The following is a 16,000-nucleotide window of genomic DNA, read 5'->3' on the forward strand; positions in this document are numbered from 1 at the left end:
GAGATTTATCAATGGCAAATGGATTGCTAGGGAAGAAGGCCATTCCCGAGAACATGGACACGGTTGTGTACACGGCCCCGCCTGGCAAGGTGGCCACGGTCGTCATCAATATTTTCAACCGCACCAAGAACACCACGATCGACCCGGATGTGTACGTAGGCACGGGTGTAACCGATGACGATGCGTTTGATGGCTCCCCGATCCAGCCGCGGGACGTGCTAGAACGCACGCAGGTGCCCGTATCGGCAGGAGAAAAGGTAACCGTCCGCGCGCCGGCAATCGGCCTGACGGTGCAGGTACGTGGCTTTGAAGAGGACGCATAATGGGACGTTCACTCAATGCCCGATCGGCCTCCGAGATTTCGATCGACATGGTGCCCATTGGCGGCATCGCATCCATGTTCCGTTCAGGCGCCGATTACAAGGCGATTGGCGAATTGGTAAAACGTGCAGACTATCCGCAGCTGTCGACAGCATTCCCGCGCGCCAGATCAATTTCATCGGCACTTACGCCTATCGATGATGCGTCCTTCGGGAGTTCGGATTTTGCCTATGGTGGAGGCATTTTCGTTAACGTCGGCGGCAATAGCAGCGCGCAAGCGGCAGGGCGCTGCCGGATCTCTCGTGATGGCGGCAAGACCTGGCAGAATCGCCTTCTGCCAGCGACCACGCAGTGGACAGATGTTGTTTACGGCAATGGCCAGTTCGTGGCAATGGCCGGCGGCAGCGGGATCATCGCCACGTCGCCGGATGGCGAAAAGTGGACACAACAAACGGCGCCAGGCAATTCCAGCCCGAATACGCTTTGCTTTGGCGGCGGGCTGTTCTTTTTTGCTGTCGCAAACACAAATCAGGCTTACACGTCGCCGGACGGCGTTACCTGGACGCCGCGCACTTTGCCTGCGGTAGCCAACTGGACCTGCGCGGCCTGGGGAAACGGGACGTTCCTGGTGGTTTCTCGAACCGCTTCCGGCGTCGGGTCAGCAATATCCGCTACATCGCCCGATGGCATTACTTGGACTCCACGAACTTTTCCAAATGCCGTGCAAAATGGCGCCTATGTCACATATGGGAAAGCAGGTTCAATTAGCGCATTCGTTTTGATTGCGTCAGTGCCATCTGCAATTCTCACGAGCACTGACGGAGTAACGTGGGTCACGCTGCCTGTTCCGCTGAATAAAAGCGGAGGTGATGCGGTGTTGACTGGGGTAGTGGCCGGCAATGGCGTTTGGATTATTTTCTCGGGAAACTCGGCGTTTGAGGCAGCATTCATGTCTGTCGACGGATTAAAATTCCAACCCTTCAATATTCTTCCAACTGGTAGTGCCGCAGCTTCTGCCGTGGGCTACGGCGATGGCGTTTTTCTTTATCAGAGCAGGACGACGGGCGAAGCAAACATCGGACGTGCCTATGCTGAGAACGACACCGATAGCGAATATCTGTACTTGTCCGGCACCGCCGGCCAATTCGTGAGGGTCAAATAATGGCCTGGATTCTTGACGCTGCTGGATATGTCACCAGCACGTATTTCGGCCCCGGATTCCCCGCCAACAGCACGAACCTCGCACCACCCGCCGGCGCCGCGCAACCGCTGCAGTTCGTGAATGGCGCATGGGTGATGGCCACGCCGGCGTTGACCTGGTCAGCAGCACCTGCGGAATACTGGTGGATCGACGTGGGCTCGTTCTTCGACCGCTTCGGCAGCAAGTCGCTGGCCATCACCAGTTCGACGGACCCGGAAGTGGCTGGACTGGTGATGCTGGTCCTGCCGCGCAAATACATCGACCTGCAGCGCGCCGATCTGCCAACCCTCCTCGATGTCCTGGTCACGAAGGACATCATCACCGAGGCCGAGAAGACAGCCGTGCTGACAAGGCCGACGACCGAGCAGGAAAGGTATATCGTCGGCCTGCCGCAGCCGCTGGACGATGCAGTGGGGCACGCATGAGCGGCCGCATCGCTCGCGCCGTTGGTCAACGCCTGGGCCTCCTGGCTATCGTCGTCGTGTGCCAAGTGGCGCATGCGATCGGGACGCTGTGGATGATCGGCGCGGCCCTGGCCGGCAGTGATCGCTACTGGCGCATCGCCCGCGGCTACGATCGCATGGGCAATGCAGTCACCGGCGGGCTCGATACCGAGACGGTGAGCAGCCGGGCCAGCCGGGCGCGACGCGAGGGCCGTACCTGGGGGTGCGTGCTGTGCCGCGTCCTGGACTGGATCGAGAAGGACCACTGCAGCAGATCCGAGGGCACCTGACCCATCGCCGCGGCCGCCACTTGGTGGCCGTTTTCTTTTCCTGTACCCGCAACGGGTACAGGCGCCTCTTGATGCGTCGCGCGCGCGTGCACGGCATCCTTTCGGCACTGTCTTGCACCGGCATTCGCCCACTGCAGACGCACTTTTCATACACCACCTGGAGCATAAAGAATGGCAACGGACTACCACCACGGCGTACGTGTGCAGGAAATCAACGAGGGCAGCCGGCCGCTGCGCGCCACGTCCACCGCGATCATCGGCATGGTCTGCACCGCCGACGATGCCGACGCTGCCGCGTTCCCGCTGAACGTGCCTGTGTACATCAACAACCCGACGACAGCGGCAGGCAAGGCCGGCACGAAGGGGACGCTGGCACGGACGCTGGAAGCGATCGGCGCGCAGACCAAGCCGGAGATCGTGGTCGTGCGCGTGGCGCAAGGCCAGGATGCCGCCACGACCACCACCAACGTGATCGGCGGCGCCAATGCTGCGGGCCAGTACACCGGCCTGAAGGCACTGCTGGCCGCGGAAAGCCGCCTGGGCATCAAGCCGCGCATCTTGGGCGCGCCCGGCCTCGACACGCTGCCCGTAACCACCGAGCTGGTCTCGATCGCACAGCGCCTGCGCGGCATGGCCTACGCGAACGCCTACAACTGTACAACGAAGGAAGACGCGGTAGCCTACCGCGCCGGCTTCGCCGCCCGCGAGCTGATGCTGATCCATCCGGACTTCGTCAACTGGAACACCGCCACGAAAGCGGACGACGTGATTGCATCGGCCGCGATCGCGCTGGGCCTGCGCGCCAAGATCGACGCCGAGACCGGCTGGCACAAGACGATTTCCAACGTCGCAGTCAACGGCGCCACCGGCATCAGCCGCGATGTGTTCTTCGACCTGCAAGACCCGACGTCCGACGCCGGCTACCTCAACGAGCACGACATCACCACGCTGGTCCGCCGCGACGGCTTCCGCTTCTGGGGTAGCCGCACCTGTTCCGACGATCCGCTGTTCGCTTTCGAGTCGTCGACGCGCACCGCGCAGATCCTGGGCGACACGATGGCCAACGGCATGGCGTGGGCGTCGGACAAGCCACTGCACCCATCCCTGGTGCGCGACATCCTGGAGTCGATCAACCACGAGTTCCGCACGCTGCGCAACGCCGGTCTCATCATCGACGGCAACGCCTGGTTCGATGCATCGGCCAATTCGCAAGTCGACCTGGCCGCGGGCAAGCTCGCCCTCGATTTCGACTACACGCCGGTACCGCCTCTGGAAAACCTGATGCTGCGCCAGCGCATCACCGACCGCTACCTGGCTGATTTCTCCAGCCGGATCACCGCGTAACCCCTTCACAAGGAAACCACCATGGCATTGCCAAGCATTCTCAAGAACTTCAACGTATTCCTGGATGGCACGAGCTATGCCGGCCAGGCCGAGGAAATCCAGCTGCCCAAGCTGTCGCGCAAGATGGAAGAGTGGAGCGGCGGCGGCATGAGCGGCACCGTCGAAATCGACATGGGCCTGGAGGCGCTGACGCTGGAACAGACCTATGGCGGCATCATCCGGGGCATCCTCGACCAGTGGGGCCTGACACGCCATGACGGCGCCATGATCCGTTTTGCCGGCGCCTACCAGGCACAGGATTCCGACCAGGTCGACGCCGTGGAAGTTGTCGTGCGCGGCCGCCACAAGGAAATCGATCCCGGTAGCGCGAAGATGGGCGACAAGACCGCGTTCAAGGTAGTCACGGCCGTCAGCTACTACAAGCTGACCATCAACGGCGCCGACGTGATCGAGATCGACGTCATGGGCATGATCGAGAAGGTCAACGGCGTGGACCGCCAGACCGCCATCCGCACGGCCATCGGCATGTAAGCAACCCGCCCGCCACCTGGCGGGCATCCCAATACTGAAAGAACACTATGACCACCGTAACCGTTATCCTCGACACCCCCCTGACCCGCGGCGAAACCACGATTACCTCGATCGAGCTGCGCAAGCCGGACAGCGGCGCGCTGCGCGGCACCAACCTGCAGGACCTGATTCAGCTGGACGTGAATGCGCTGGCCAAGGTGCTGCCGCGCATCTCCACGCCGACCCTGACCGAAGCCGACGTGTTCCGCCTCGATCCCGCCGACCTGATCCAGCTAGGATCGGAGTTCGCCGGTTTTTTGGCACCGAAGGCAGCGCTTGCTCAGGCGCGCTCCCTCTCCGAGTAGAGGACTACATGGCCGATATCGCCGTGGTGTTTCACTGGCCACCACAGGCGATGGCCGGCTTTTCCCTTTCCGAGCTGGTGGAATGGCGCGAGCGCGCCCGTGTAAGAACCGAGAAGCAAGATGGCCAATGACCTGAGATTGCGGGTGCTGTTCGACATGATCGACAACGCCACCCGTCCCCTGCGCAACATGATGAACGGGTCGCGCCAGACCACCACGGCCATGCGCGAGACGCGCGATCGCCTGCGGCAGCTGCAGGCGACGCAACGCGATGTGAGCGCGTTCCGCGAGCTGCGCACCGGCATGGCCGCCACCGCCACGCAAATGAACCAGGCGCGGGCGCGTGTCGCGCAGCTGGCCAGCGAGATCGCCGCCACCGGTGCGCCGACGCGCGAGATGGCCCGCCAGTTCGAAGAGGCCAAGGCGGCGGCCGCCCGCCTGCGCGCCGAAACCCGGCAGCAGCACATCGACCTTCACCAGCTGCGCGGCCGCCTGTCCGGCGCCGGCATCGACACCCGCAATCTGGGCCAGCACGAACGCTCGCTGCGCCAAGATATCGACCAGACCAACGAGGCACTGCAGCGGCAACAGGCCGAGCTGGCACGGGTAGCCGCGAACGAACGGCGCCTGGCCCAAGCACGCGCGCGCCGCGACGCCGCGCAGGCGCGCGCCGGCCGCATGGCCGGTACCGGCGCCGCGGCGGCCGCCGCCGGCGCCGCGACTGGTGCCGCCTTGTCCGTCCCGGTCCAGGAATACGCCAAGGCCGAGGACTCGGCCACGCAACTGCGCGTGTCGCTGATGCGCGCCGGCGCCGAAGTGCCGCCCGAATTCCAGAAGATCAACGACCTGGCCACCCGGCTGGGCGACAAGCTGCCCGGTACCACGTCGGACTTCCAGGACATGATGACCATGCTGAACCGCCAGGGCATCAGCACGCAGTCAATCCTGGGCGGCATGGGCGAGGCCACAGCTTACCTGGGCGTGCTGCTGAAGAAGGCGCCCGATGACGCTGCCGAATTCTCGGCCAAGCTGCAGGACGCCACGCGCACCTCCGAAAAGGACATGCTGTCCCTGATGGACGTGATCCAGCGTACGTTCTACCTGGGCGTGGATGACAACAACATGTTGCAGGGCTTCGCCAAGCTGTCGCCGGCGATGGACGCGATCAAGCAGAAGGGCCTTGAAGGAGCCAAGGTACTGGCGCCCCTGCTGGTGATGGCCGACCAAGCCGGCATGGCTGGCGAGGCTTCGGGTAACGCCTTCCGCAAGATCTTCCAGTTGTCGCTGGACAGCAAGAAGGTGGGCAAGGCCAACAAGGGCCTGGCCCCGGGGCAGCAGCTGGACTTCACCGACGGCAAGGGCGAGTTCGGCGGCCTCGACAAGATGTTCAAGCAGCTCGACAAGCTCAAGGGCCTGTCTACGCAAAAGCGCCTGGGCGTGCTGAAGGAGATCTACGGCGATGACGCGGAAACCCTGCAGGCGATCGCCCTGATGATGGAAAAGGGTGTGGCCGGTTACCGTGAGGTGCAGGGCAAGATGGGCGCGCAGGCCTCCCTGCAGGAGCGCGTCAACGTCCAGCTGGGCACCCTGAAGAACCTGTGGGACGCCACCAAGGGCACCGCCACCAACGCCCTGGTGGCGTTCGGTGCCTCGATTGCCCCAGAGCTGAAGGCCACCACCGAATGGCTGGGCGAGATGGCGCAGCGCGTGGGCGCGTGGGCACGCGAGAATCCGCGCCTGGCTGCCGGCCTCATGAAGGCCGGCGCCCTGCTGGCCCTGCTGCTGATCGTCGGCGGCGCGCTGCTGCTGATGCTGGCCAGCGTGCTGGGTCCCCTGGCCATGGTCCGGTTCGCGCTGACCACGCTGGGCATCCAGGGCACCCTCGGCGCCCGGGCGCTGGGCCTGCTGACCGGTGCTTTCCGCCTGGTCAGTTCGGCCGTACTGTTGCTGGGCCGGGCGCTGCTGATGAACCCGATTGGCCTGGCCATCACTGCGATCGCCGCCGGCGCCTATTTCATTTACCGCAACTGGGAACCGATCACGCGCTTCTTCGCCGGGATCTGGAGCCAGATCCGCACGGCATCCGCCGGCGGCCTGGCCGGCGTGACGGCCCTGCTGCTGAACTGGTCCCCGATCGGGGCGTTCTACAAGGCATTCGCCGCGGTGCTGTCCTGGTTCGGCATCGAGCTGCCGGCGAAGTTCACCACCTTCGGGGCCAACATCATGGCCGGCCTGGTGAGCGGCATCACTGGCGCCCTGGGCACGGTGCGCGACGCGATCGGCGGCGCGGCCGATGCCACGATCAACTGGTTCAAGGCCAAGCTGGGCATCCACAGCCCGAGCCGCGTGTTCAGCGACCTGGGCGGCTTCATCAGCCAAGGCGCTGCGCAGGGCGTGGAGGGCGAACAAGGCAAGCTGACCCGGGCGGCCGCCAACCTGGCCAGTGCGGCTGCGCTGACGTTCGCCGGCGCCGGTGCCGCGCCGGCGGCGCCGCTGGGGGCCGGCTCGAGCAGCGGTTCGCTGTCGATCGGCGGCGACACCATCACCATCACCATCCAGGCCGACGCCGGCACCGGTTCCGACGCGATCGCGCGGGCCGTCCGTGCCGAACTGGACAAGCGCGACCAGGCCAAGCGTGCCCGCTTCGGCTCGCGCCTGACCGATTAAAGGAAAGATCATGCTGATGGCACTTGGCCAGTTCGTGTTCGACATGAACACGCTGGCGTTTCAACAGCTGCAACGCAAGACGCAGTGGAAGCACCGCGCCAGTTCGCGCGTGGGCGCGCGTGACGCTCGCCAGTTCACAGGCCTGGGCGACGACACCTTTACCATCTCCGGCGTGCTGGCCCCCGAGCTGACGGGCACGCTGTCGTCCCTGGACGAGCTGCGCGCAATGGGCGACACGGGCGAGGCCTATGTACTCGTCGACGGCGCCGGCACTGTTTACGGCGCATACCTGCTGGAGGACCTGAGCGCCGATGGCAGCCACATCGGCATCGACGGCAAGCCGCGGCGCGTTGAATTCTCGATCTCGCTGACCCGGCAGGATGACGACCAGGCCAGTTCGATGGCGCAGAAAGGGGCAAGCTGATGCCGCTGAGCCCTGATTTCACCGTCAAGCTGGACGGCCGCGACCTGACCAGCAAGATCGCGCCGCGGCTGATCCGCCTGTCTATCCGCGAATGCCGGGCGGACGAGGCCGATACCCTCGACCTGGTGCTCGATGACAGCGACGGCAAGCTGGCCATCCCACCGCGCGGCGCCGTGCTGGCCGTGGCGATCGGCTGGACCGGCTCCCAGCTGGTCGACAAGGGGCTGTTCACCGTCAACGAGGCGGAGCACGCCGGCACGCCCGACACGATCACGCTGCGCGCCCGCAGCGCCTCGATGACCAAGGGCATGGGCGAGCGGCGGGAAAAAAGCTGGCACGGCCAGGCGCTGGCCGATATCGTCAAGACGATCGCGGCGCGGCACGAGCTGAAGCCGCTGGTGGGCGCCGCCCTGGGCGCCGTCAAGATCGACCACGTAGATCAGACGCATGAAAGCGATATGGCGTTCCTGACGCGCCTGGCCAAGCGCTACGACGCGGTGATGACGGTGAAGGCAGACAACCTGCTGTTCGTGCCGATCGGGCAGGGTACAACCGCCAGCGGCAAGACCCTGCCCGTGATCGCGCTGACGCGCGCCGATGGCGACAGCCACCGCTACCACGTGTCCGAACGGGAAACGTACAGCGGCGTGAAGGCGCACTGGTACAGCAACGGGGAGAAGAAGCGGCATAGCGTCACGGTCGGCGGCGAGACCAACACCAATCTCAAGGTGCTGCCCGAGACCTACACCAGCCAAGCCGAGGCCGAGGCGGCCGCCGCGGCCGAATTCAAGCGCACGCAACGCAGCCAGGCCACGTTCGCCCTGGGGCTGGCCATCGGCCGCCCAGAGCTGTTCCCCGAGCTGCCCGTGACCGTCGCCGGCTGGAAGGACGAAATCGACTCGATCCCCTGGCTGGTCCAGAACGTCACGCACGACATTTCGGATGGCGGCTACACCAACAGCATCGAGCTGGAGATGCGCGACGATCCGGCCAGCGACAAGCACCGCGACAATTTCCGCCGTGGCGCGTGACCTGGTGCGCGTCACGCGCTGGCCACTTGCAACCATGGCGCTAGATCATGGACAGCCGCTGCCAAATGGGAGAGGCCGAGACACACGTTAACAAACACGAGCGACCACACAAAGGCTTTGCTCTCAATTTTTACTTGCTTCAATTTCAACTCCATAGGTAAGGCTCATTGAGCCGGTGTTTCGATTGTGGAACCCATGCGCTTCTGGTTCTTGTGGTGGGATTCCCGTTAGCGCACGTGGCATTCGAAAATCACGACTTCTCGTCGTCAAGTCCGTTTGTCCATACTGACAGCACTTTTTCAAGGCAACCCGGGCGGTTTTCCAACGATCACGACCGAACTCCCGTCAAGCCATTTCGCTTTTCCTAGCACAATTTTCACAGCCTGCCTGGAGCATTTTTCCTATTGCTCCAACTGAAATTTTCGCTTGCTTCACGCTCTGGTTCCTCTGGTGGGTTTTCCGCTATCAGGCACATCGGAACTTAACCCGAATTGTTTTGAAGTTCGTGTGGTGGTCTTTCCGAAATTTCCTCCACCCATTTTTGTATATACAAAATCTCGTTGACAGACCTATTTTCCGTATATACAATAACTACATGAACATTACTTTTGACCCGAACAAGGACCGTGTCAACCAAAGTAAACACGGTGTCTCATTGGCCGAAGCGGAAAGGATCGAATGGGATGAAGCAGTCGACTGGGAAGACGACCGGCACGACTACAACGAAGAACGGCGATGTGCACTGGGGCCGATCGGGGACAGAATCTACTACGTGGTGTATGTAGATCGAGCTGAAGGACGAAGAATCATCAGCCTACGCAAGGCGAACAAACGAGAGGTGCTGAACTATGTTGAACAAGCAAGATGACAAAACGGAGGCGGCGAAAGCCGCTTCTTCTACGCAGGACGGCGAACAACTCCTGCAGGTGAAAATCGGTGGCAAGGCGCGCACCATCATCATGCCGAGCGATGAAGAGGACGCGGAAATTACCGCGGCCGCCATGGCCGATCCAGATGCGCTGCCGTTGACGGACGAGCAACTGGTCCAGTTCAAGCCGGCGCGCCGGATTGGTCGGCCACCACAGGACAGCACCAAGGTGCCCACGAGCATCCGGCTCGACAACGTCGTGCTCGATTCGTTCAAGGCCACCGGCGAGGGCTGGCAGACCCGTGTTAACGCGGCACTGTTGGAGTACTTGAAGGGAAACCATATGTTGGCACACCGCTACCACGCCACCGTCCAGAAGCAGGGTGACGAAACGACCAAGGTCGATGAATTCCTTGTAGTGGCCATGGATGATGGCGAGGCACAGCAGAAGGTCAAGGAACACCTTCGGCAGGCCGGCCGAGAAGGCGATGCACTCGGCGAGGTATATACAGTAGATGTCGGCAATGCGATGCTACGTGATGTTGCCGTAATACGATAAAGCAATGGCCAGCAATCGCGCTATTTCTTTTTCCATAGCCATTTTTTAACACTCCACCATACCTACAAATACTTATTCTTAGGAAATGAAATGGTAAGCGAAGAAATTGTAATCACTTCAGCCATAGCTGCTGGCGGCTATGTCGGCACACAGCTATTCGGTTCCGCTCTTGCTACTATGGGAGAAGATATTAATAAGCTGTACGCAAAAGGTAGAGATAAGTTAGTTGATGTGGCAACCAAAAAAATCAATAATCCAGATGATGGAAAAAAGGTTAATCTCAGGGCGGCCAGGGATGTTTTGTGGAATGGTGCAATTACTGAGGATGAGGTTTGCGCTGAATATTTCGGCGGCATGTTAGCTGCATCAAGAAGCCCGGAAGGGAAAGATGACGGGGTTCTTAACTACGTTGATACGATCAAGTCAATGTCTTCAAGGCAATTGGAATTGCATTATGTAATTTACAAAACTTGGCAAAATATATTATTAAAATCGAAAGCAAAAATAAATGCCGGCTTGAGTGAAGATGTTAATAAATATAATATTTTCCTCATTGGAGGCGAGCTTAAGGCCAGAAACTTAGACTATGATCGTGACTTAACAGTATTGCATCGCCAAGGTCTAGTCAACAGATTTTCCTATAAGACTCATATATTTGGAAATGTAGCAATTAGTCTTGTTGAGGTTGTCCCAACCACTTATGGAGTTATGCTCTTTGCTGCCGCTCACAATAAACTTGATGAATGGCGAGAATTTTATGCAGAAGAATATATTTCCATATCTGATATAGAACCTTTAGATTTTTTTGGACAAAGTCTTGAGGAACTTAAACTGGCCGCTGGCATACCATAATGGACGAACTAATGGATGAATTTGAGCTTGCCGACCAAGCTGTGAGAGCGATTACGCAAAGCGTGGTCCTGCGATATCGAACAGTGGGCGTTCTAACCTGGGCGTTGCTGCACCAGATCGAAGCTGAAGTTCTGGATGAGGCAGCGCGCAGCGGGGAGCACGATCAGGCCGTGCTTAACATGATGCGAGCGCCGGCGGCGATGGTCTACCCACGCGACGATCGCCCGGTGTCGTTCACGGGGCACAGCTTCTTGCCGATCGTGTTCAGTGAAGTAAAAGACGCGTGGAATCGTTTGCATTGATTCAGGAAGTAGAAATAAAAACAGGCCCAATAGGGCCTGTTTTCTTTCATCGAGAAGGTGGATTTCTACTCAAGAAATCATTTGTTCCCTTTATGGCATTACTGTAATAGTTGTTTCTTACAACCTCAGAAACCCAGAGAGCATCATCTTTATCAACAAAAGTTTTAAGATGATTATGCAGCTCTTCAGCCGTATTAGAAACCGCGACTAGCCAGTAAGATGCTTGGACACGAACCCCATTCAAACGCCTCAGCTCATTCAAGAGGCGAGCATAATCTTTCTCTTTGTTCAAATCGTAACTTACAGTATATGTAGTCAAAATTACCTCCAATTTAAAAATAAATTTCTATTATATTTATAAAAAAACTGCGCCTCTATTACTAGTGACGCAGCCAATTAATAATATTCAGATTAGCAAATAATGTATGCCGCCAATCTTTATATCTATTCTTAATTTTCTTCCGGGAATGGTGGCATATCCCTGATAGGGTACACCAGCGTATTAGGATCATCCGGAAAGGGAACGAATTCATACTTCTCGTAAAAGGAGGCGGCGCCTTCTTTAGCATCGACAAACAAGCCAAAACCAGCTACAGATTTAGATGCTTGATATGCCTTCTGCATGGCTTTCAAGAGAAGCCGTTCCCCATGTTGTTGCCCCTTGAATTTTTCGGAGACAGCCAACCGCGCCAATGTGTACCCAGTTACTGCTTCAGGTAGACGCTTCCGCATGGCAGCAGGCAAATCTGCTGCCAGCACTTTGTCACGCAAGCTCATTGCAAAGAATCCGACTACTTCTTCTGGACGCGATTCATACACCAAAACAAACGTTTTGGACATCCCATTTTTTTGATGTTGCGGAGCGATTGTTTTGAGCCAATGATTCAGAGCTGGCACACCGCAATCAAAATCTGCAACATTATGCGCTTTTGTAAGCGATTGGAACTTCGGAATTTCCATGATTCTCTTTCATAAAACGCTCGAAAGCCCTCTCCATTGCCTTATTTGGCTTTCTAGGGTTATCAAGCAAATTGAGTAACATGGCAGCATCATTCCCAGTAATCATAGTCCGGCTTTCCCGGTCTATAACCTGCTGCGCTTTTTCAAGTGCAGCTTGGACTACAAAACCATTCATAGTAGTCCCCGTCAACTCTGCTGCCGAACTAAGTACTGCCGCAACATTGCTAGAAATGCGAGCAGTGATCCGCTCTTTTTCTATAACGTTCATTGTAATTCTCCAATTATGTACAACTTACTTCTAGATGCTCTCCTTTAATTTATTTAAATTACTTTAGTTAACTGGCTCCATGTCATTTCCTTTCGAGAGGGGTTAGGCTTTCATTTAGTTTAATTAATCAAGATAGAGGATTCCTGACGTTGGGAACTATACCACCCCCTCCCGCCGGTGTCAAATTGCCGCCATGCGTCAGTATGCCGCAGTGCGTCAAAATGACGCATCGAGATAGGATTGTGACACGAGTTGCCCCCTTAAAAAAGAGGAATAAACTGAACAATTACTTCGTAAAACTCGAAGTACTGAATTGAAACCTGACTTTGATATGTCTAACAAACCACGGTTTTTTAGACACTCAACAGAAAAGGGCCAAGTGGCCCTTTTTTCTCACTGGAAGTGTCAAAAAACCCTGTATAGTTTTCTATGTCTAACAAACCGTTCAATTTTTGATTCATTTACAGGAACAAGTGATGCGACACTCCACCGCCACCAATAACCTGGACCTCATCACCGGCGGAATGCTGATCGGCTACGCGCGCGTGTCTACCGTCGATCAGAACCTGGACCTGCAGCGCGACGCCCTGCAGCGCGCCGGATGCGGCCAAATTTACGAGGACAAAGCCAGCGGCCGTGCAAAGGACAATAGACCCGAGCTGGCAGCCGTGCTGCGCGCGCTGCGCGCCGGCGACACGCTGGTGGTCTGGCGCCTGGACCGCCTGGCGCGGTCCTTGGTCGACCTGGTGCAGATCATCAACGAGCTGGGAGAGAAGGGGGTCGGGTTCCGGAGCCTGACGGAACAGATCGACACTACCTCGGCGCAGGGCCGGCTGTTCCTTGGCGTGTTCGCATCGATGGCGCAATACATGCGCGACGTGATCCACGAAAACACGATGGAGGGCCTGAAGGCTGCGCGTGCGCGCGGCCGCATGGGAGGTCGACCGTCGAAGCTGGATGCCCAAGCGATCAGGGAAATTGAGGCGCTATTGAAAGACCAGAGCATCACTGTAGGCGACGTGGCTAAACGCTACAAAGTCAGTCGCGCGACGATCTACAACTCTTTGAATGCGAAACCAGGGAAACCAGACACCCAAACTGAAAGGGATGCAACATGATTCAGTACAGCTACACGATCGAACCGCGGGCGGATCAGCTGGGCGGCGGATGGCAGCTGCGCCTGATCCAGGAAGGCCTAGAAGTAGGCGGTGGCGTTTTCCCGGTGCCGGCACATGACCCGGTTGAAGGAATCGACTGGTGGGACGCGTTGGGCGAGGACGACCGGGCCTACTGGCTCACGCAAGCCATCGAGCCCACTGCATCGGAGGCCTTCAATGCTTACTTGGTGGCAAGTGCGTTGGCAGACGCCGAAGAGCACGCAAAGGGCTGGATAAACAGCCGCGAGCAATAAAAAGTAAGCTTTATCTCAACATTGAGTTAATGCTTATTGTATTTCATCTATACGTATTTAATACATCATCATCACATCATTAATACATCATATTATCTATCATTTGATAAAGTATGTGTATCCATGAAAAGCGATTGATAAATATTTTCTTGCCAAAAAGCACTCCCGCTAGTACTGTATGCATATACAGTAAATTGAGTTTCCGAAAATCAACATTGATGTACCGCTGCGGCAATCCCGCGCAATGTGATGATGGCGGAACGAGCTAAAAGGAAGTGGGAATGGCCAGCGGGATACGCAGGGAAATGAATGGCGGCGCCGACATAGGAGCCGCCAGGTGCGTGGAATCAGCGCAGCAGCTTGATCACGGAGTGGCAATATCCGACTGGATCAAAGGCAAGAACATCGCCCGCCGGAATTGTGTCAGGGGCATAGGCCGGGTTATCGCACAGCAGTCGAATCGATCCATCCATCATGCGTTGCAGACGCCGGAATCGGGTGGACTTGCCTGTGTCTACCAAGTAGACCCCATCTACATCTTTCACGCGTCGGTCAACGATCACCAGTTGGCCATCCGTGATAGTCGGTGCCATGGAATCGCCGGCAGCGCGCACGACCCATGTAGAAGCTGCTTCCAGGCCCTGCTGCTCAAGCCAGGTCCGGGGCAACGTCCACGATGTCAACTTTCCGTTCTCCGCATACAGCGTAGCGGCGTCGAAATGCTCTACCTCTACATACAGATCGCTGATCGGCTGTACAGCATCGGCAGTAGCCACTTCTTTGGATCCGCGACCCAACACCAACCAGTCCAGGCTGATGTTGTGTTTCTCAGCCATTTCGATGCATTGCTGAAATGGAACGCTGCCGCGGTTTTTCCACAAGCTCAGCATCGAGCGCGTTCCGCCGAGGATCTTTGCCGCATCCGTATCACTCTCTACACCCAGCACTGTTTTCATTCTGTTAACGATGGCTTCTACAAATGCCTTATTGTGTTCCATATCTTGATCTCGTGCTTTCGAAATTTAGAGAAAATGCTTCCAAAGAGGCGGGAGTAGAGCGTACAATTTTTCTTAATGCAACATTTGATTACAGAACGAAACAATATGCGACATCTTCTTGACGATCCTGATAGCAAAAAGCAAACAACCCGGCAGCCAATTCCGCTCTCGCCTGATGAGGAGAAAAGCCTGCGACAGTACGCGCAAACAGAGGCCCGAAGCAAGCAATCCATGGCCGGAATTATCTACCGGATGGGCTTGGAAGCGTATGAAAGCCGTACCCGTTCGAACAAACGGGACAAGTAGAGAGTGGGCTGAGGGGCTCTTCTCTTCATAAGGAATCTGTACATGCGTTTTTCCATCGATTGCCCACACTGCGACACGCGCGCCATTGCGCGCAGCAGCCACAAGCTTTCCGACACCATGCGGGAGATCACTTTCGCCTGTCCAAACGTGGAATGCGGTCATACCTTCGTTGCCAATCTCGAAGCGGTACGCACGCTGTCGCCTTCCGGCATGCCAAAGAACGGCCTCAATCTCCCTCTTTCCCAGCACGTTGCCGAGCGCGTCATGCGCCAGATGCAGCTGCAGCTGTCACTTGCCTGACGAGGAATCCATGTCGAACGAACACACCTTATCCGCTGCGCTGGCCTTCCTGCATGCCCATGAGGGTGCCGAACTGGCGCCGGCGATGACCAGCTTGACCACTCGCTGCATTGACCATCTGGTCGAACAAAACTCGATCTCTCTGGAGGTTGCACAGGATCTGACGATGCAGGCCTGGGGCGAGCTGAGCGCAAGCGGACACCGCGCCTATATCGACTGCAACAAGACCACCAGCTACACCCTGTTCCTGATCGACGACCAGGGCACCCAGCACACGCTGACGATCGCGCAGCTGCTCAAGCTACTTTCGGCTGCCATCGAGCGGCCGTAACGATTCCGACCGTATTGAACACGCATCTGCCCGCCGCGCGTAACTGCGGCGCGGCCTTGCTCATTCCTGCGCACGACTGACCGCACAAACGAACAAAACAACATGGCATCGATCGAACAACTCAAACGCCAAATTGACCTGAAAGACCTAGCCGACCGGCTGGGCATCAAACAGGGCAAGGGTGGCGATGATGCGCTGTACCACTCTCCGCACCATCCCGACAAGACGCCTTCTCTGTCGATCTTCATC

23 protein-coding genes are annotated in these 16,000 nt (G+C 57.9%); 19 read left to right on the forward strand and 4 right to left on the reverse strand.

The window, feature by feature from the left end; all coding sequences use genetic code 11:
* Nucleotides 1-11 precede the first annotated feature (11 nt).
* The 15 genes from GJV26_RS00145 to GJV26_RS00215 all read left to right on the forward strand — a co-directional run bounded on the left by GJV26_RS00145 (nt 12) and on the right by GJV26_RS00215 (nt 11,177).
* Nucleotides 12-323 (forward strand): hypothetical protein, encoded by a 312-nt coding sequence (locus GJV26_RS00145; protein WP_155706570.1) that lies wholly within the window; start codon nt 12-14, stop codon nt 321-323.
* Nucleotides 323-1,483: a WD40/YVTN/BNR-like repeat-containing protein gene (locus tag GJV26_RS00150; protein WP_155706572.1), complete on the forward strand. Its 1,161-nt coding sequence runs from the start codon at nt 323-325 to the stop codon at nt 1,481-1,483. The genes GJV26_RS00145 and GJV26_RS00150 overlap by 1 nt, the downstream gene beginning before the upstream one ends.
* On the forward strand, nt 1,483-1,947 hold the full coding sequence (locus GJV26_RS00155) for a hypothetical protein (RefSeq protein WP_155706574.1): 465 nt from the start codon (nt 1,483-1,485) through the stop codon (nt 1,945-1,947). The genes GJV26_RS00150 and GJV26_RS00155 overlap by 1 nt, the downstream gene beginning before the upstream one ends.
* Complete coding sequence (locus GJV26_RS00160) at nt 1,944-2,255, forward strand: hypothetical protein (RefSeq protein ID WP_229419114.1); 312 nt, start codon at nt 1,944-1,946, stop codon at nt 2,253-2,255. The genes GJV26_RS00155 and GJV26_RS00160 overlap by 4 nt, the downstream gene beginning before the upstream one ends.
* 171 nt (nt 2,256-2,426) lie before the next feature.
* Nucleotides 2,427-3,599 carry a phage tail sheath protein gene (locus GJV26_RS00165; RefSeq protein WP_155706576.1) on the forward strand — a complete coding sequence of 391 codons (1,173 nt, stop codon included), beginning with the start codon at nt 2,427-2,429 and terminating at the stop codon, nt 3,597-3,599.
* 21 nt (nt 3,600-3,620) lie between these two features.
* On the forward strand, nt 3,621-4,130 hold the full coding sequence (locus tag GJV26_RS00170) for a phage major tail tube protein (protein ID WP_155706578.1): 510 nt from the start codon (nt 3,621-3,623) through the stop codon (nt 4,128-4,130).
* Nucleotides 4,131-4,177: 47 nt separating this feature from the next.
* Nucleotides 4,178-4,474: a phage tail assembly protein gene (locus tag GJV26_RS00175; protein WP_155706580.1), complete on the forward strand. Its 297-nt coding sequence runs from the start codon at nt 4,178-4,180 to the stop codon at nt 4,472-4,474.
* 8 nt (nt 4,475-4,482) lie between these two features.
* A complete protein-coding gene (locus GJV26_RS00180) occupies nt 4,483-4,605 on the forward strand; it encodes a GpE family phage tail protein (RefSeq protein WP_155706582.1) in 123 nt (40 codons plus the stop codon).
* The gene (locus GJV26_RS00185; protein WP_155706584.1) at nt 4,595-7,141 is read left to right on the forward strand and encodes a phage tail tape measure protein; all 2,547 of its coding nucleotides are present in this window, start codon (nt 4,595-4,597) and stop codon (nt 7,139-7,141) included. Before GJV26_RS00180 ends, GJV26_RS00185 begins: the two co-directional genes overlap by 11 nt.
* Nucleotides 7,142-7,151: 10 nt before the next feature.
* A complete protein-coding gene (locus tag GJV26_RS00190; protein WP_155706586.1) occupies nt 7,152-7,565 on the forward strand; it encodes a phage tail protein in 414 nt (137 codons plus the stop codon).
* Nucleotides 7,565-8,596: a phage late control D family protein gene (locus GJV26_RS00195; RefSeq protein ID WP_155706588.1), complete on the forward strand. Its 1,032-nt coding sequence runs from the start codon at nt 7,565-7,567 to the stop codon at nt 8,594-8,596. The genes GJV26_RS00190 and GJV26_RS00195 overlap by 1 nt, the downstream gene beginning before the upstream one ends.
* A 595-nt stretch (nt 8,597-9,191) precedes the next feature.
* On the forward strand, nt 9,192-9,464 hold the full coding sequence (locus GJV26_RS00200; protein WP_155706590.1) for a BrnT family toxin: 273 nt from the start codon (nt 9,192-9,194) through the stop codon (nt 9,462-9,464).
* On the forward strand, nt 9,445-10,023 hold the full coding sequence (locus tag GJV26_RS30595; protein ID WP_155706592.1) for a BrnA antitoxin family protein: 579 nt from the start codon (nt 9,445-9,447) through the stop codon (nt 10,021-10,023). The genes GJV26_RS00200 and GJV26_RS30595 overlap by 20 nt, the downstream gene beginning before the upstream one ends.
* 90 nt (nt 10,024-10,113) lie before the next feature.
* The gene (locus tag GJV26_RS00210; protein WP_155706594.1) at nt 10,114-10,875 is read left to right on the forward strand and encodes a hypothetical protein; all 762 of its coding nucleotides are present in this window, start codon (nt 10,114-10,116) and stop codon (nt 10,873-10,875) included.
* The gene (locus GJV26_RS00215) at nt 10,875-11,177 is read left to right on the forward strand and encodes a DUF2471 family protein (RefSeq protein WP_229419115.1); all 303 of its coding nucleotides are present in this window, start codon (nt 10,875-10,877) and stop codon (nt 11,175-11,177) included. Before GJV26_RS00210 ends, GJV26_RS00215 begins: the two co-directional genes overlap by 1 nt.
* A 46-nt stretch (nt 11,178-11,223) precedes the next feature.
* Here GJV26_RS00215 and GJV26_RS00220 read toward each other — a convergent pair whose 3' ends face one another.
* The 3 genes from GJV26_RS00220 to GJV26_RS00230 form a co-directional block, all read right to left on the reverse strand.
* Nucleotides 11,224-11,496, reverse strand: coding sequence for a CRISPR-associated protein Cas2 (locus GJV26_RS00220; RefSeq protein ID WP_173346094.1), 273 nt, complete (start codon nt 11,494-11,496; stop codon nt 11,224-11,226).
* 131 nt (nt 11,497-11,627) lie between these two features.
* Nucleotides 11,628-12,137, reverse strand: a complete 510-nt coding sequence (locus GJV26_RS00225; protein ID WP_155706598.1) for a GNAT family N-acetyltransferase — start codon at nt 12,135-12,137, stop codon at nt 11,628-11,630.
* Entirely contained in the window at nt 12,097-12,405 is a 309-nt protein-coding gene (locus tag GJV26_RS00230) for a type II toxin-antitoxin system TacA family antitoxin (RefSeq protein ID WP_155706600.1), read from the reverse strand. Before GJV26_RS00230 ends, GJV26_RS00225 begins: the two co-directional genes overlap by 41 nt.
* A 476-nt stretch (nt 12,406-12,881) precedes the next feature.
* Between GJV26_RS00230 and GJV26_RS00235 the strand changes: the two genes are divergently transcribed.
* On the forward strand, nt 12,882-13,523 hold the full coding sequence (locus tag GJV26_RS00235; protein ID WP_155706601.1) for a recombinase family protein: 642 nt from the start codon (nt 12,882-12,884) through the stop codon (nt 13,521-13,523).
* Nucleotides 13,520-13,816: a hypothetical protein gene (locus tag GJV26_RS00240; RefSeq protein WP_155706604.1), complete on the forward strand. Its 297-nt coding sequence runs from the start codon at nt 13,520-13,522 to the stop codon at nt 13,814-13,816. Before GJV26_RS00235 ends, GJV26_RS00240 begins: the two co-directional genes overlap by 4 nt.
* Before the next feature lie 347 nt (nt 13,817-14,163).
* Here GJV26_RS00240 and GJV26_RS00245 read toward each other — a convergent pair whose 3' ends face one another.
* A complete protein-coding gene (locus GJV26_RS00245; protein WP_155706606.1) occupies nt 14,164-14,814 on the reverse strand; it encodes a LexA family transcriptional regulator in 651 nt (216 codons plus the stop codon).
* 348 nt (nt 14,815-15,162) lie between these two features.
* Between GJV26_RS00245 and GJV26_RS00250 the strand changes: the two genes are divergently transcribed.
* Both GJV26_RS00250 and GJV26_RS00255 read left to right on the forward strand, forming a co-directional pair.
* The gene (locus tag GJV26_RS00250; RefSeq protein ID WP_155706607.1) at nt 15,163-15,420 is read left to right on the forward strand and encodes an Ogr/Delta-like zinc finger protein; all 258 of its coding nucleotides are present in this window, start codon (nt 15,163-15,165) and stop codon (nt 15,418-15,420) included.
* 10 nt (nt 15,421-15,430) lie between these two features.
* Entirely contained in the window at nt 15,431-15,751 is a 321-nt protein-coding gene (locus tag GJV26_RS00255) for an ATP12 family chaperone protein (RefSeq protein ID WP_155706609.1), read from the forward strand.
* Nucleotides 15,752-16,000: the final 249 nt, after the last annotated feature.

Origin of the sequence: Pseudoduganella dura (assembly GCF_009727155.1) — a bacterium.
Taxonomy (GTDB): Bacteria; Pseudomonadota; Gammaproteobacteria; order Burkholderiales; family Burkholderiaceae_D; genus Rugamonas; species Rugamonas dura.